This window comes from Rhodococcus sp. MurmanLake-1 (assembly GCF_056945715.1).
Genome location: NZ_JBWZNF010000004.1, coordinates 511,595 through 530,033 on the forward strand (window position 1 = coordinate 511,595; position 18,439 = coordinate 530,033).

The 18,439-nt window shown below is 62.8% G+C and carries 1 protein-coding gene; it reads left to right on the forward strand.

Annotated features, from left to right (window positions below; genetic code table 11):
- Positions 1-32 precede the first annotated feature (32 nt).
- A partial coding sequence (locus AC2ETI_RS15245) for a non-ribosomal peptide synthase/polyketide synthase (protein ID WP_483634086.1) occupies positions 33-18,439 on the forward strand: 18,407 nt, incomplete at its 3' end.

Consider the following 18,439-nt stretch of genomic DNA (forward strand, 5'->3'; position numbering starts at 1 on the left):
GTACTTTTTTCGGCAGATGAGAGAACGACGCTGTGCATGCTGATCGACGTTTCGAGCCCTTTCCGCTGACCAGCGCGCAACGCGGAATCTGGTTTGCCCAGCTACTGCGCACTGATGTGCCGATCACGATCGCGCAGTATGTCGTAGTCGACGGGACTCTCGACGCGGCGGTGCTCGAAAGTGCCTGCGTCACAGCAGCGCATGAGTTCGGCTCCGGGATGCTGAAACTGCTCGAGATCGACGGCGAACCGTTTCAGCAGATCGATTCCGAGCTCAGTCAGAGCGTCGAAGTCGTCGATCTGAGCGGTGAGCGCGAGCCGGAGGCAGCCGCACTCGAGTGGATGCGGCAGGAGTACACCCGACCTTTTGATCTGCTCGCCGATCGATTGGTGAAGTCAGCCGTCCTGAGCGTCGGCGCGAACCGCCAGTTCTGGTACTGCCGGATCCATCATCTAGTCCTCGACGGCTACGGCGCCATGAACTTCATGACACGCATCGCCGAGCTCTACTCAGCGGAGGTCGCCGGCCTTTCAGTCCCCGAATCGTCGGCAACCGATCTTCTGGCCGTGCACGACGCCGAGGCCGAGTATCGGCACTCGCCGCGATTCCGCCGAGATCAGGACTACTGGGCAGCCAAGACAGCAGAGCTTCCGGCCGTGGCAAGTCTGGCCGGGAAGCGGATGGACGCCACACCGGGTGCGGTCGTGGTCGGCCGAACACTCGACAGTGCGAACGCGACGGCGAAGGCGGACGAGTTCTCTTCGGCGGCGGCGGTGGCTGCCTTCGCGCTCTACTTCGCCCGGGTGACCGGCACCGAAGACGTAGTGCTGAGTTTGCCGGTGACCGCGCGAACGAACAGGGTTCTGCGCGGTTCGGGTGGCATGATCTCCAACGTCGTTCCGCTGCGCCTCGCGGTGACCGCTTCGACCACGGTTGCCGAATTGAGCGCGGCTGCCTCGCTCGAACTGACCGGCGCGCTCAGACATCAGCGGTACCGCACCGAGGACATGAGGCGCGATCGAGGCGTCGGTGCCGAGCGTGGGTTCTTCGGTCCCGCGATCAACATCATGAACTTTCACCCCGAAGTGGTCCTGGGGTCGGTGACTGGTCGATTCCACATCTTGTCGACAGGGCCGGTGGAAGACCTGTCGGTCAACATCTATCCGAGTGCCTCGGGAGAGGCGCCGCGAATCGATTTCGAAGCCAATCCCCATCTGTACACCGCAGATGTCCTGAGCGACCATGTCCGCCGATACGTCGAACTGCTGTCCCGGTACACGCAAGCGCTGCCGGACACTCGTGTTCACGATCTCGAGATCCTGAGCGAAGCCGAGCGGAAGTCGCTCGTTCCGGCACGCGGCCCTGACGCACTGGCACCGATGACCTTGCCCACGATTCTCGCCCACGGCGTCGCGGCGTCGTCTGAGGGGATCGCACTGAGCTGCGGTACCCAGCAGCTCAGCTACCGCGAACTCGATCGTCGCTCCAACGTACTCGCTCGAACGCTGATCCGGCGCGGAGTGGGTCCTGGCACCATTGTCGTGATCGCGCTGCCGAGATCCATCGACGCCGTCATCGCGTGGTGGTCGGTTGCCAAAACCGGCGCTGCATCAGTTCCGGTCGATCCGACGTACCCGGTCGAACGAATCGGTCACATGGTCGGGGACAGTAATGCTGTTGTGGGAATTACTGATTCGACTGTCCATCAGATGCTGCCCGTCGATCTGGACTGCATCTCGATCGACGCCTTCAGCTTTGTCGGCGACGAGTCCGTCGTCGACGACTCTGACCGCACGGCGCCGTTGCGAAGCGATCACATCGCCTATCTGATCTACACGTCCGGTTCCACCGGTACACCGAAAGGTGTTGCCGTCACGCACAATGCGTTGGTCGATTTCACCGCGTGGGGTCGCCCCGAACTCGGCGTCGGTGCGAATTCGCGAGTTCTGCGATTCTCGTCCGCGAGTTTCGACGCCTCCGTCTTCGAAATGGTTCAGGCGTTCAGTGCCGGGGCGACGATGGTCATCGCTCCGGCAGATGTCTACGGCGGCGGCGAGCTCACAGAACTGCTGCGCAGCGAGCGCGTCACCCACATCATCAGTGCGCCGGCAATTCTGGGCACGGTGGACGCCACCGATCTTCCGGATCTCGAAGCTGTGGTTGTCGGAGGTGACGTGTGCCCGCCGGACCTGGTTCGACGCTTCGGCCCGATCTGCCGGTTCTACAACAGTTACGGCCCCACCGAGTCGACCATCGTCATCACCACGACACCCCCGCTGGCGTCGGACGAGGCCATCACGATCGGTTCTGCGATTCAGGGCGCGCATCTGATGGTTCTCGACCGCTGGTTGCGACCTGTGCCGACCGGGGTGGCCGGTGAACTGTATCTCGGTGGCCCCGGATTGGCGCAGGGCTACCACTCACGTTCAGCTCTCACCGCTGCGAGTTTTGTCGCCGATCCTCTCGGCGGCGGAACTCGGTTGTACCGCACCGGAGACGTGGTCCGCTGGACTCGGACTCTCGAACTCGAGTACGTCGGCCGCTCCGATTTCCAGGTGCAGGTCAATGGACTTCGCATCGAACTCGGTGAGATCGACGCTGTGCTCGCACGCCATGAATCCGTCGATTTCGTGGTGACGCTTGCCGGCGGCACCGTGCACTCGTATGTGAAGATCAAGCCGGGACACGATCTCGACGAAGAAGCGTTGATCGCACACGCATCTCGATTCCTGCCCGCTCACATGGTGCCGTCCCAGCTGATACCGCTGGCCGAAGTGCCACTGACCCCGGCAGGCAAGCTCGATCGCCAGGCGCTACCCGAACCGGAATTTCGTTCGGCGGCTCAGAACTACCGGGCGCCGAGCGGTCCGGTCGAGCGCATCATCGCCGACGCCGCTGCGTCGGTACTCGGCGTCGAGCGAGTCGGCGTCGACGATTCCTTCTTCGCGCTGGGTGGAGACAGCATCGTCGCGATCTCGCTCGTCTCTCGAGCAAAAGCCGCCGGAGTTGTCTTCACTCCTCGCGACGTGTTCGAACGCAAGACGGTGGCGCGATTGGCCGAAATCGCACTCCCGGCAGATGAATCGGTCGTACTCGAAGAACTGCCGGGTAAGGGAGTGGGGTTTGTCCCGCTGACCCCGATCGCAGCCAAGATACTGGGCACGGCCGGCAGCATCGAGAACTTCTATCAAGCCGTGTCGGTCAGTGTTCCTGTCGGACTTGATCTCTCGCGCCTCGCGGCAACTCTTCAAGTAGTTGTCGATCAACACGACGCTCTTCGCGCGCGTTTGCTGCCCGACCACTCCGGATTCGACATTGCCCCTGGCTGTGCTGTCGATACATGGGTTCGTCGGACCGTCACCGAAGCGCTACCCGGAACCCCCGAGTTCGAGGAAGCTCTCACCCAGGCGACCGCGGACGCCGCGTCGAGGCTCGATCCGTACCGCGGCGATACTGCTCAGATCGTCTGGCTCGACTCGACGCACGATTCGGGCCGATTGGTGGTCGTCATCCACCATCTGGTTGTCGACGGCGTCTCGTGGCGGATTCTCCTTCCGGACTTCGTTGTAGCCTGGCAACAGATCGTTCACGGTGGCACGCCGGTACTGATGCCCGTCGGAACGTCACTGCGGCGTTGGTCGCACGGACTCACCGAGCTGTCACCGTCGGCGGAACTCGAGTACTGGCGTGAGGTCGTCGACTCCGATGGTGCGCCGATCGGTTCGCGTCCTCTCGATGCGGAACGGGACCGAGGGTCGTCACTGCGTCGGGTCCGGGTCGACATCGACCGTGACACAACAGATCACCTGTTGCGCGCGGTACCGTCGCACTATCGGACCGGTGTCAACGACGGCTTGCTCAGTGCCCTTGCCCTGGCATTGCGCACCTGGAGCGAATCACAGCGGATGCTGGTCTCGCTCGAAAGTCACGGACGAGACGAAGACGTGCTGCCCGGCGCTGACCTGTCCAGGACCGTCGGCTGGTTCACGGCGGTGTACCCGGTTCGGATCGATCTCACCGGACTCGGAGTGGACACGCCGGCGGTCGTGAAATCCGTCAAGGAACAGCTGAGAACCACGCCGGGGTCCGGTATCGGTTACGGGCTGCTCCGACGTGCAGGGATGCTGACCGGCCCGGAACCGCAGATCGGTTTCAACTACTTGGGCAAGATGTCCACCGCGGAGTTCGGTGACGAATTGCGGGCCGCGGGCTGGATTCCCGACGCCGGAATCGATCTCAACAACGGCAGCGGAAGCGATCTCGCGGTCAGTTACGCGATCGACATCAATGCCGCCGTCGTGGACGGTCCGGAAGGCGAGTTCCTTTCGGCGTCATTTGCTTTCCCCGAAGGTATCTTCGAACCCGCTGCAGTCGCGGAGCTCGCGACGGCGTGGCGCGTCGAACTGGAGAAGATTGCCGCCTCCGTCGGTGATCATGCCGGCCTTACACCGTCAGACGTTCCCCTGGTCTCGGCTTCGCAGGACGAAATAGAACTGTGGGAGAAGCAGTTCGGCCACCTGGAGGACATCTGGTCGCTCTCGCCGCTGCAAGCCGGATTCCAGTTTCACGCCGGCCTCACCGCCGATGCCGTCGACGTCTACACCGGCCAGATCGTTCTGTCCCTCGCCGGGATCGTCGACAGCGATCGACTACAGCGGTCGCTTTCGAGACTGTTCGAGCGCCACACCGCACTTCGGACTGCTTTCGTGTACGACTCGAACGGCGTTGCAGCACAGCTCGTTCTCGATTCCGTGACAACTCCATGGCGGGAGGTGCTCGGGGATGATCCGCACGTCGTCGCGGAACTCGAGCGCACGGCACCGTTCAATCTGAGCGCGCCCCCACTGCTTCGTGCAGTCCTGGTACGCCAGGGTGCGGATTCGGCGCACCTGATCGTGACCAATCACCACATTCTCTTCGACGGTTGGTCCATGCCGTTGTTGGTGCGCGATCTTCTGTCGCTCTACGCCGCAGACGCGTCGCTGCCGGTTCCCGCTCGGTCGTATCGCACCTATCTGCACTGGCTCGCCGAACAAGACAACGGCGCGGCATTGGACAGGTGGATCGGCGCACTGTCTGGAGTAGACGAACCGACGCTGATCGCACCACACCGTACGGAGTCCTCCGTGCACGCAGTTCCCGTGGATGTCGAAGTCCCGCTGGAAGCCTCGTCGACCGAGACGATCTTCGAGTTGGCCAGGCGCAGCGGCGTCACGGTCAACACTGTCGTCCAGACTGCGTGGGGTCTACTGCTCAGTGGCATGCTCGGACGCGACGACGTCGTGTTCGGAGCCACCGTCTCGGGTCGACCCGCGTCGCTGACCGGGGTCGAAGACATTCTCGGGTTGTTCATCAACACAGTTCCTGTTCGCGTTCGTGTCAACCCGGACAGTTCGGTGTCCGAACTCCTCGAACACGTTCAGTCCGAGCAGGTTCGGCTGCTCGACAGTCACCACGTCGGCCTGGCCGAGGTGCAGTCGGCCGTGGGCGCCGGCGCGATGTTCGACACGTTGACGGTGTTCGAGTCATATCCCGTCGACCGTTCGGCGCTCGAATCCGCGACGGATATCGCCGGGATGCGAGTTACGGGAATCGAGGTCACCGACGCGACTCACTACCCGCTCGCCCTGATCACGGTCCTCGAACCGAGCCTTCACCTCACCATCGAGTACGCACCCGATTCGATGGACCACGACGCAACAGAGCGTGTCGGCCGACGCCTTGCATCGATACTGGGCGCGATGACTGGCGAGAAAATCCGCATCCGGGACATCGACTATCTCGACGCGGCCGAACGACGGCTCGTACTCGACGAGTGGAACGACACTGCCAACGTCATCGCTGACAAGACGCTGCTCGACCTACTCGGCGCCGACTCGGAAATCGCCGACTCGGAAATCGTCGACTCGGGTATCGCCGACTTGGCCGATGCTGCACTGACCTTCGCGGGCACGACGATCAGTCGCGGAGAATTCCGGTCCCAGGTCAACTCTCTCGCTCGTCACCTCGTAGAACGCGGCGTCGGGCCGGAGTCACTGGTCGCGATCGCTCTGCACCGGAGCGCGCAGTACGTGGTGGCAGTGCACGCCGTCATCGCAGCCGGCGGTGCGTATCTTCCGATCGATCCGCAGCATCCGGACGAGCGGATCCGGTACCTGCTCGACATCGGAGCACCGTCGGTCGTCCTGTCGGTCGCGGCCGACGCCACATCGCTGCCCGATGGGGTCAACCCCGTACTTCTCGACGAGATCGATCTGTCGGGGTACTCCACCGAGCGGCTCGCGGACGTCGAGCGTCTCGGTCGTGTATCGCCGGATCACGTTGCTTATGTGATCTTCACATCCGGGTCCACCGGAAAGCCCAAGGGCGTTGCAGTGTCGCATCGAGCGATAGTCAATCGCCTGCTGTGGATGCAACATGAATATCCGCTCGGCCGTCACGACGTCGTGCTGCACAAGACACCCGCCACCTTCGACGTCTCGGTGTGGGAGTTGTTCTGGCCATTCGTCGCCGGCTCGCGACTGGTAGTTGCAGAACCCGATGGACATCGCGATTCTCGGTACCTCTCCGAGCTGATCGCTCGCGAAGGTGTCACCACCTTGCACTTCGTCCCGTCGATGCTCGACGTCTTCCTCGTCGACGGAGATCTCGCACAACTTCGATCCGTTCGTCAGGTGTTCGCCAGCGGCGAGGCACTTCCGCGTGCGACGGTCGTTCGCTTCCACGAACGATTCGGTGCACGTCTGCACAATCTTTACGGTCCCACCGAAGCTGCCGTCGATGTCACTTTCCACCAGACGGATGCCGCCGCAACAGGTCCGGTGCCGATCGGCGCTCCGGTCTGGAACACGCAGGCCTATGTGCTGGACCACCGCCTCGCGCCGAGCCCGATCGGAGTGGCGGGAGAACTCTATCTCGCGGGAGTCCAACTCGCCCGCGGCTACGTGCAACGCTCTGACTTGACAGCAGATCGTTTCGTAGCCAACCCCTTCGGTCCCGGCCGGATGTATCGGACCGGCGACCTCGTCATGTGGAACTCCACCGGTGAGATCGAGTATCTGGGTCGTACCGACTTCCAGGTGAAGCTTCGCGGGCAGCGCTTGGAACTCGGAGAAATCGACGGGGTCCTGTTGGAACTGTCGGGAGTTCTCTCGGCCGCCACCGTCGTACGTCAGGATCGTCTGATCGCCTACGTGACAGCTGATTCGGCAATCGACAGTGCCCTTCTCAGCGCGCACGCGCAGGCGAAGCTGCCTACCTACATGGTTCCCTCCGCATTCGTGTTCTTGACGTCGATGCCGCTGGGCCCCAACGGAAAACTCGACCGGCGTGCGCTGCCGGAACCGGATTCGGCGGCAGCTGAGTATGTCGCTCCCGTCACCGAACTCGAAAAGGCCGTTGCCGCGATCTTTGCCGAACTCCTCGGTGTGAGCGAAATCGGCCTCACCGCCGACTACTTCGCGCTCGGTGGCAACTCTCTGACGGCTACGCGGGTGGTGGCACGGATCAACTCGGCACTGGGATCGACTCTGGGTGTCCGAGACCTGTTCGACGCTCCGACAGTTGGTGCGCTGGCCGGACTCGTCGCCGGCAGCGCGCCGTCCAGGTTCACCGAGCTCGGACTGCGCCCTCGACCGGACCGGATTCCGCTCTCACCGGCCCAGCAGCGTATGTGGTTCCTCAACAGATTCGATCCGGAATCCGGGGCGTACAACATTGCGGCAGCACTCGCTTTGTCCGGCAACCTGAACGTTCAGGTTTTGCGCCAGGCGATCAGCGATGTCATCGACCGGCACGAGGTGCTGCGCACACTCTATCCTGATTCGGATCAAGGTCCTTACCAGTGCATTCTCGACGACGCGCCAGTTGCTCTCGAACCCGCGGATGTCAGTGACCCCGTCGCGGCTATCGGCGAATTGGTCGGTGCCGGGTTCGACGTGACCACCGAGGTTCCGGTGCGGGCTTCGCTTCTCCGGACGTCTGGTCGGGAGCATATTCTTGTACTCGTCGTCCACCACATCAGTGGCGACGGTTGGTCGATGCAACCACTGGCCGCGGATGTGATGACGGCCTACGCGTCACGGCTCGCGGGAACCGCGCCACAGTGGTCGCCGTTGAGCGTTCACTACGCGGACTACACGCTCTGGAAGATCGATTCTCTCGGCAACGAGGACGATCCGGAATCGGAGGCATCGCGCCAGATCGAATACTGGCGCGCTGCATTGGCGCACGTCCCGACCCGTCTCGATTTCCCGACGGATCGGCCGCATCCCACAGTCGCGTCCTATCGAGGTGCGACGGTGTCGTCGACCCTCTCGGCGCAGACGCACCGCGCCGTCGAATCCCTGGCTCGCAGCACTCGGTCCACACCGTTCATGGTGCTGCACACGGCGTTGTCGGTACTGCTGTCTCGGATGGCGGGGGAGTCCGACATCGCGATCGGCACCCCGGTCAGCGGACGCGGCGATCAGGCCCTCGACAACCTCGTCGGCATGTTCGTCGGAACCGTGGTTCTCCGGACTCAGGTGGATCCGACGGCTTCGTTCCGCGGATTGCTCGAATCGACCCGTAACGCCGACCTCTCGGCATTTGCCCACTCAGATATTCCGTTCGAGCGTCTCGTCGAGGTGCTCGACCCGCCTCGCTCGACGGCGCACCACCCCTTCTTCCAGGTGGTACTCGCGACCGGCGATATTCCGACCCCATCCGTGAAGCTTCCCGGCCTCGAAGTTTCTCAGGTCCCGTTGGATGCTCCGATCTCGAAATTCGATCTCCAACTGGATGTCTCGTCGCCGCGCCCGGACGGGTCGGTGACCACGACGTGGACCTATGCCCTCGACATCTTCGACGAATCGACTGTGCGCGAGCTCGCGGATCGGTTCGTCGCCATTCTCGACGCTGTTGTCGCCCAACCCGAATCAGTGGTCGGCGACCTCGATCTGCGGACGATGCCAGAGATCGAACGTCAGGGAACTGCCCAGTCGGTCGCCTTGACGGAGCTGACACTGCCGGAGATCCTCACGGCCGGGGTCATCAAATCCAACGGTGGTCCGGCCATACTGTGCGGCGACCTCGAACTCTCTTACGACGATGTAGACCGGCGTACCAATCGGTGGGCGCGGGCACTCGTAGCGCGAGGGATCGGCCCTGAATCGGTAGTGGCGATCGCCATTCCACGATCGGCCTCTTCTGTACTCGCCACTTGGGCCGTTGCCAAGACCGGAGCCGCGTTCGTACCCGTCGACCCGAGCTACCCGGCCGAGCGAATCGAGCACATGCTCACTGATTCGGGCGCGATCCTGACGCTGACGGAAGAAGTCGTGGCGTCGCTTGATCGCGACGACGTCAGTGACACGCGAATCCTCGATTCCGAGCGCACGTCACCGATTCGCACGGACCACACCGCGTACGTCATCTACACGTCGGGATCCACCGGCACTCCGAAGGGCGTCGCCGTCTCCCATGCGGGTCTCGCGGCGCTGGTCGACGAGCAGGTTTGCCGATACGAACTCGACAACCTCAGTCGCACGATGCATTTCGCTTCCCCCAGCTTCGACGCATCTGTGCTCGAACTGGCCATGGCTGTCGGTGCCGGTGCCGCGATGCTTGTTGTTCCCACCGGCATCTACGGCGGAAGCGAACTCGCAGCCCTCATGCGGGCGTCGAAGATCAGTCACGCATTTGTGACCCCGGCTGCCCTGGCTACGATCGAACCGGCAGAGGTTCCGGATCTCGGTGCGGTGATCGTCGGCGGTGAAGCGTGCGACGCCGCGTTGGTCGCGCAGTGGGCATCGGCGCGAAAGATGTTCAACGCATACGGTCCCACCGAGGCCACCGTCATGGCTACCCTCGCGGGGCCCATGTCGGCGACTGATCGGATCACCATCGGTAGTCCTGTTCGCGGCACCGTCGCACATGTTCTCGACTCTCGCCTCCGTCCAGTTCCGGACGGAGTGACAGGTGAGCTGTATCTGACCGGGCGTGGACTTGCCCGCGGTTACCACCATCGCGGCGACCTGACAGCGTCTCGATTTGTTGCCGACCCCTCACGTTCGGGGCTGCGGATGTACCGCACCGGAGACCTCGTGCGACGTCGTGGAACGGAACTCGAGTATCTCGGCCGCAGTGACTCGCAGGTCAAGATTCGCGGCTTCCGCATCGAACTCGGTGAGATCGACGCGGTGCTCGGTGCGCACTCCGGTGTACGAACTGCGGTGACGACAGCAGACGACACCGTCGGGCTGCACTCGTACGTGGTCGGTGGTCATCTGGATCCGGAAGAAGTGCGCACCTTCGTCTCCAGTCGACTGCCGGCACACATGGTTCCTTCCTCTGTGATCGTTCTCGAGGAAATTCCGTTGACGCCGGCCGGAAAGGTCGATTTCCGCGCGCTGCCTGCCCCGACGATGCGCCGGAATGCGTATGTCGCACCCGTCACGAAGACGGAGGAGTTGATCGGCCGGATCTTCGGTGACGTCCTGGCAGTCGACCAGGTCAGCATGACGGACGACTTCTTCGACATCGGTGGAAACTCTCTGAGTGCTACCCGAGTGATGGGACGGGTCGGCACCGAACTCTCAGTCACCCTCCCGGTTCGGGTTCTCTTCGATGCCAGGACAGTCGCGGCCCTCGCTGTGGCAGTCGATGCAGCGCAGAGCGGAACGCGGCCCGCTCTGGCCGCCGGGCCTCGGCCCGAGCGAATCCCGCTCTCGCCGGCGCAATCGCGAATGTGGATTCTCAATCGATACGATCCTGCCTCGCCCGCGTACAACATCCCGCTCGTCCTTCGCCTGCGCGGCCGGCTGGATTCAGTGGCTCTCCGAGAATCTCTGTCGGACATCGTTCTTCGCCACGAATCCTTGCGGACGATATTCCCTGACGATGCCGAAGGGCCTTTCCAGCGGATTCTCGACGACGTCGACGTTCCTTTTCGTCACACGGTGGTTTCTCCGGAACAGGTTGCCGATCAGATTGTCGGCGCTGTGGACGAGGGGTTCGACGTCACCAGAGCAATCCCGTTGCGGGTAAACCTGTTCGAGCTCTCGGCTGACGAACACATCCTGGTCGCCGTGATTCACCACATAGCCGCGGACGGTGCGTCAGTGGCGCCGCTCGCACGGGATCTCGTTCTGGCTTACTCGGCGCGCCGTTCGGGTACGGAGCCGTCACCGGCCCCGTTGGTTGTTCAGTATCCGGATTACAGCGTGTGGCAACACCAGGTCCTCGGTTCGGAAAGTGATCAGACCAGTCTTGCTTCGGCGCAGGCCGAGTATTGGCGTGGCCAGTTGGCCGGCGCGCCGGAGCTTCTCGAACTTCCGGCCGATTTCCCGCGGCCGGCGATTGCGTCGCTGCGCGGAGCGAACACCGAACTGGTGTTGGCGCCCGCGATGGTCACTGCACTCGGGCAGTTGGGCCGCACACAGGGCGCCACGACCTTCATGGTGCTCCAGGCGGCCCTCGCGGTGCTCCTGTCCAACCTCGGCGCGACTGACGACGTGGTGATCGGGACACCGATTTCCGGACGCGGCCAACAAGCGCTGGACGACGTGGTCGGAATGTTCGTCGGCACGGTGGCACTACGCAGCCGTCTCACCCCGGCGATGTCGTTCCTCGATCTGTTGGCGCAGGTGCGAGCCACTGACCTCACTGCGTTCGAGAATGCCGACCTACCATTCGAGCGGCTGATCGACATACTGCAACCCGCTCGCTCCCAGGCCCACGCGCCGATCTTCCAGGTGGCTCTGTCTCAGGAGCAAGAGGGAACCGCTGCGTTCACGCTGCCTGGTCTCGAGATCGAAGCCGTGGACAACGCAGTCGCGGCGGCAAAGTTCGACCTCCAGATCACGATGGTCCAGCACGCAGATTCGTTGAATCTCACCTGGACATACGCCACAGCCCTCTTCACCGGCACGTCCGTGGACGGATTTGCGCAGCGGTTCCACCGGATTCTCGCGCAGATTGTCGAGACTCCGGAAGTGGCAATCGCGGATATCGCCGTTCTGGACGAGAACGAATACACCAGACTTACTTCGGCATTCGGTCCGTCAGCGCCAACGGTTCGCACCCTGGCAGATCTGTTGACCCTGCACTCGGAATCCGCGAATGTGGCAATCGTTTCCGAGTCGTACGGTGAGATGACGTACAGCGAGCTGGATGTGCGATCCTCACAGCTGGCTCGGCTCCTCATCGAACGTGGGATAGGCCCCGAAACAGCTGTTGCGGTGTCTCTTCCACGTTCGACGCAGTCCATCCTCGCACTGTGGGCTGTTGCCAAGTCCGGAGCAACGTACGTTCCGGTGGATCCGACGTATCCCGACGAGCGCATCGCACACATGCTGGCAGACTCTGCAGCGCTGGTCGTGATCACCGACTCCGAGACGGCGCCAACACTTCCGAACGGAATCGATACGATCGAGATCGACTATCTCGACCTCGATCGCTACCTCGCAGCGCAGGTCGACGATGCCGATCGGATCCGCCCATTGCACGCGGATCATGTTGCCTACCTGATCTACACGTCAGGCTCGACCGGTCTCCCCAAGGGCGTCGCTGTCACTCACCGGGGACTGTCCGTGTTCTCCGCTCGGACCCGCACTGATCTGGCGGTATCGCGCGGTTCTCGGGTACTGCGACTGTCCTCGGCCAGCTTCGACGCGTCCATGTTCGAGATGATCCTCGCGTTCACCGCCGGTGCCACGATGGTGATCACACCGCCGTCCGTCATTGCCGGCGAGGAACTCACCGACGTGATCCGGCGTCATCGCGTCACCCATGTGGTGACGGCTCCTGCGGCGATGACCACCGTCGACGCAGGAATTTTGTCGGATCTCGAAGTCGTCGTGCTCGGCGGCGACGTCTTCCCGGCGCAGCTACTCGACCGTTTTCCCAGCCAGACAAGACTCTTCAACAGCTACGGGCCGACCGAGAGCACCATCGTCATCACCAAAACCGGGGCTCTCCACGAGACTGCAGCTCTGGTCGGTGACGGCGAGCAACACCGTCACACGTCACTCTCGCCCGTCACGATCGGTATTCCGCTCGAAGGCGCACACGTTCTGGTCCTCGATTCCGCCCTCAATCCCGTCCCCGTCGGTGTCAGGGGCGAGCTGTATCTGTCGGGACCCGGCCTGGCACGTGGGTACAACCGGCGCGCGGCATTGACCGCAGAACGCTTCGTGGCGAACCCGTTCGGTGCATCGGGCGCGCGGATGTACCGGACCGGCGACGTCGTCGCCTGGACCGAGCAGGGCGAACTGGCGTACATCGGACGATCCGACGCCCAAGTTCAGCTTCGCGGGCTCCGCATCGAACTGGGGGAGATCGAATCAGCGCTCGCCTCCGTTCGCGGAGTGAGCGCTGCTGCCGCCACTGTTCACCGACATGACTCTCTCGGCGATCAACTCGTCGGTTACGTCACCACCACAGATGCGGTGTCGGCGGAGTCCGTCCTCGAAGCCGTATCCGCGGTGCTGCCACGTGCCTCGGTGCCCAGTGCCGTGATCCTGCTGGATCTGCTACCCCTGACTCCGGCCGGAAAGCTTGATCGCGCAGCACTTCCCGTTCCGGAGTTCATCGCCTCGGCGATGTTCCGGGTGCCGACCACACTCGCAGAGATTCGTGTCGCGAGCGCTTTTGTCGACGTTCTCGGTACCGATACCGTCGGCGCAGAAGACAGTTTCTTCGAGCTGGGTGGAAACTCGCTCAGCGCGACTCGGGCGATTGCCCGAGTCAACGCCACGTTCGGGATCAAACTCGGGGTTCGGGCGCTGTTCGAGGCGCCGACCGTCGCAGAACTCGCACTGGTGGCAGACTCGGCAGAACGTGATGATCAGCCCCGATTGGAAGCACGACCGCGACCTGAACGTATCCCGCTCTCACCGGCACAGAATCGGATGTGGTTCCTCAATCGATTCGACACCGCGGCTGCCACGGACAACCTGCCCCTGGCGCTGCGTCTGAGCGGAACCCTGGACGCGCCGGCGTTGGCTCTCGCACTTCGTGACGTGGTCCAACGCCACGAGTCATTGCGTACCTACTATCCGGATTCCCCGAACGGTCCTCGCCAGGAAATCCTGCCCGAGTCTTCGGTGGATCTCGATCTGGTTCCGCATGACGTCACCGAAGCCGAAGCGTCGCAGCGGCTCTTTGCTCTTGCCGGCACCGGATTCGACGTGACAACTGACGTACCACTGCGGACCGCTCTGTATCGAATCTCCGAGACCGAACATGTGCTCGCCGTCGTCATCCATCACATCGCATCGGACGGATCATCGCTCGGACCCCTGGCCGCCGACGTCATGGGCGCCTACGTTTCGCGGACTCGCAGCCTAGCTCCACAGTGGTCACCGTTGTCCGTGCAGTATGCGGATTACGCTCTCTGGCAACATGATCTGCTCGGCACGGACGCGAATCCCTCCGCCGATGCTCAGAGACAAATTCAGTTCTGGACCTCTGCGCTCGCCGGAATTCCGGACCTGTTGAAATTGCCGACGGACAGGCAACGTCCGCCCCGTCAGAGCTACCGCGGCAAGGAGATTCACTTCACGATCGGCTCGGACACCGCCGATCGACTGCGTGATCTTGCTGTCGGATCAGGCGCGAGCCTGTTCATGGTGGTCCACGCGGCATTCGCCGCACTGCTTGCCCGGTTGGGCAACAGTGCTGACATCACCATCGGCTCGCCTATCGCGGGACGAGGGCACGAGTCGCTCGATGCACTCGTGGGGATGTTCGTGAACACCTTGGCATTGCGAACCCAGGTGAACATGGCAGCACCGTTCACGGACCTGCTGAACCACACCCGCGATCAGGATCTCGCAGCCTTCGCGCACGCGGACCTACCGTTCGAGCGGCTCGTCGAGATCATCGATCCGGTCAGATCGACGGCCCGCCATCCGTTGTTCCAGGTGGCACTGTCCTTTCAGAACCTCACGCCGACAATGTTCGAGCTACCCGGACTGCAGATCGCGGCGGTTGGTGCCCCAGTCGAGACGGCGAAGTTCGACCTGCACCTGACCGTCACCCCTGGGGACTCGGGTTCGATGTCGGCGTCGTTCACCTATGCAACGGATCTGTTCGACCAATCCACAGTGGCGACATTCGCCAACCGTCTGCTGCGCGTTCTCGATTCGATCGGTCGAAACCCGGACGTCCCGGTAGGCGACGTCGCTCTGCTCGGCGACGAAGAGATCGCCGCCACCGTCAACACGTGGAACCGCACCGACACCGTCGTTCCAGAGACGACCCTCGCGGATCTGTTCGACGCCCAGGTACGCAGAACACCGCGCGCCGAAGCGCTGGTTCTCGGTGACCGTCGCCTGACCTACGCCGAGTTCGACGCCGAAAGCAACCGGCTGGCACGGTATCTGATCGGAATCGGTGTCGGCCCGGAAGTGACTGTCGCGCTCAATCTGCGGCGCTCCGTCGAACTGGTCGTTGCCATGTACGCAGTGGTGAAGGCAGGCGGGGCCTACGTTCCACTAGACCCGGATCAGCCGGCAGAACGCACGACTCACATCCTCGAATCCGCAGCGCCCGCAGTTGTTCTGAGCACTTCCCGCGATTCGCTCGACGGGCAGTTCCACGTCGTGGACATCGAAACTCTCGATCTGGACGGAAACGACGCAGCACCGATTCGGGACAGCGAACGCCTCGCCTGCCTGCGACCGGACAACATCGCGTACGCGATCTACACCTCGGGATCCACCGGAAAGCCCAAGGGCGTGGCGATTTCCCATCGAGCGATCACGAACCAACTCTTGTGGAAGCAGGATCAATTCCCGCTCGGCGCGCACGACCGCGTACTCGTCAAAACTGCAGCTACCTTCGACCTATCCGTTTGGGAATACTGGTGGGCGTTGCAAACCGGCGCCTGCATGATTCTCGCCGAGTCAGGGGCACAGCAGGACGGCGAGTACCTCACGCTGCTGATCGAGCGTGAGCACGTCACGACACTGCATGCCGTCCCCTCGATGTTGTCGCTGCTCAGTGTGTCCGAGCGCCGACTGCCGAATTCGCTCACCAGGATTCTGTGCATCGGCGAGACCCTCCCGATACAGACAGCCAAGCACATGCGAGAGCAGAGTTCGGCGCAGGTCTACAACCTGTACGGACCCACGGAAGCAGCGGTCAGCGTCACAGCGCACCGAACGAGCGATGCAGACGTTGCCGTAGTTCCGATCGGAACCCCCGCCTGGAACACGCGCCTGCATGTACTCGACGAGCGGCTTCACCCGGTTCCGGTCGGTGTCGCAGGTGAGCTCTATCTCGCTGGAGTTCAGCTGGCGCGCGGGTACATCGGGGATGCGGGGCAGAACTCGAGCCGTTTCGTCGCCGACCCGAATGGAACGGGAGAGCGTCTCTATCGAACCGGCGATCTGGTTCGGTGGAATGCCGCGGGCAGCCTCGAATACCTCGAGCGTGCAGATTTCCAGGTCAAGGTCCGAGGTTTCCGCATCGAACTCGGCGAGATCGAAACAGCGTTGCGCGCCGAACGACCGATCCGCGATGCGGTGGTCACGGTCACGACGTCGGCCACCGGTGAGCAAAACCTGGTCGGCTACGTCACCGCGGCAGCTGGCTCGGACATCGAGAGCTCAGCGATTCTGGCACGACTGCGCGCCACCCTGCCCGGCTACATGGTTCCGACAACGCTGATGACGCTCGACTCCCTGCCGCTGGGGAGTACAGGCAAGGTAGATCGACATGCGCTACCGGAGCCAGTCTTCGAGGCACGTGGTTTCCGTGCACCGACGACACCGGCCGAACTGTCGGTGGCGACCGCTTTTGCCGAGGTTCTCGGCAGCGGAAGCACGGGGGAGGTGGGCATCGACGACGACTTCTTCGAACGCGGCGGCAATTCGCTCAGTGCAACTCGGGTGCTCGGGCGGATCAACGCCGCGGCGGGCACGGACTTGCCGGTGCGTGTGGTCTTCGAGTCGCCCACTGTCGCAGAGTTGGCTGCAGTGGTGGAAACTGCCGAGCTTTCGCGGCGGCCCGCGCTGGGTTCGCAGCCGAGGCCGGCGAGGATTCCGCTCTCCGCTGCGCAGACTCGTATGTGGTTCCTCAATCGCTTCGATCCCGATTCGTCGGCATACAACATCCCGGTGGTTCTGCGATTCACAGGTCCATTGGATGTCGAGGCGTTGCGCGCCAGTGTCGCCGACGTGATCGCTCGCCACGAGGTCCTGAGAACCGTGTACCCGGAGTACGACGGAACGGGTTACCAGGAGGTCGTCGAGGAACCTCGTGCTCTCGACATTCTCGACATTGTCACGGTGCAGGGGGATTCGCTCCACAGCGTGCTGACCGATGTTCTCGGCGTATCGTTCGACGTCACGTCCGAGATCCCCGTTCGAGCCTCGCTGTTGCAGGTTGACGAGTTCGAGTACGTCCTGGCGATGACGGTGCATCACATTGCGGGTGACGGTTTCTCGATGGGTCCGTTGACGCGTGACGTGATGGTGGCGTACGAGGCGCGGTCCCGAGCTATGGAGCCGTTGTGGGCGCCGCTCGAGGTGCAGTACGCGGATTACGCGCTGTGGCAGCTCGAGACGTTGGGTTCGGAAGAATCGTCGACCTCACTCGTCACACGACAGTTGGACTTCTGGCGGAACGCTCTCGAGGGAGCGCCCGCCGTCCTCGAACTCCCGTTGGATCGGCCCCGCCCGGCTGAGGCCTCCGGACGAGGATCGCTTCTGAGCGTGCATCTCGAACCTGCTCTGCAACAGGCAATTTCCGAACTGGCACGACGGCATCGCGCTACGCCGTTCATGGTGTTGCATGCTGCTCTGGCCGTCGTACTGTCACGGTTCAGCGGCAGTTACGACTTTGCCGTCGGGACGCCGACCGCCGGGCGCGGCGAACGCGTGCTCGACGATCTCGTCGGTATGTTCGTGGGGACCGTCGTGTTGCGCACCAGAGTCGATCCAGGTGAGGAGTTCACCGACCTGCTGTCCCGAGTCCGCGACGTCGATCTTCAGGCTTTTGCGCACGGCGACGTTCCGTTCGAGCGTCTGGTCGAGGTACTCGATCCCGTTCGTTCGCAGTCCTATTCACCGCTCTTCCAGGTCAGCCTCGCACTACAGAACCATCTCGATTCACGGTTGACTCTCAACGGGTTGCACATCGAGAGCATCGAACCTGCGGTGGTGAGCACTCAGTTCGACCTCGATTTTGTTGCGGCCGAACAATTCGACAACGACGGCCTACCGGCAGGGCTTGTCGTTCAGTTGACCTACGCCACTGATCTGTTCGAGGAATCCACCGCCTCACGCCTGATGTACGCCTTCGAATCGGTCTTGACTACTGCTGTCGCAGAACCGGATCGGCGAGTCGAGATGTTCGAGGTGGAGTCTGTGGTGGAGCGTGGGTTGGTGTTGGGGGGTGTGAATGAGACGGATCGTTGTGTTGACGGTGTGACGTTGGCGGATTTGGTGGC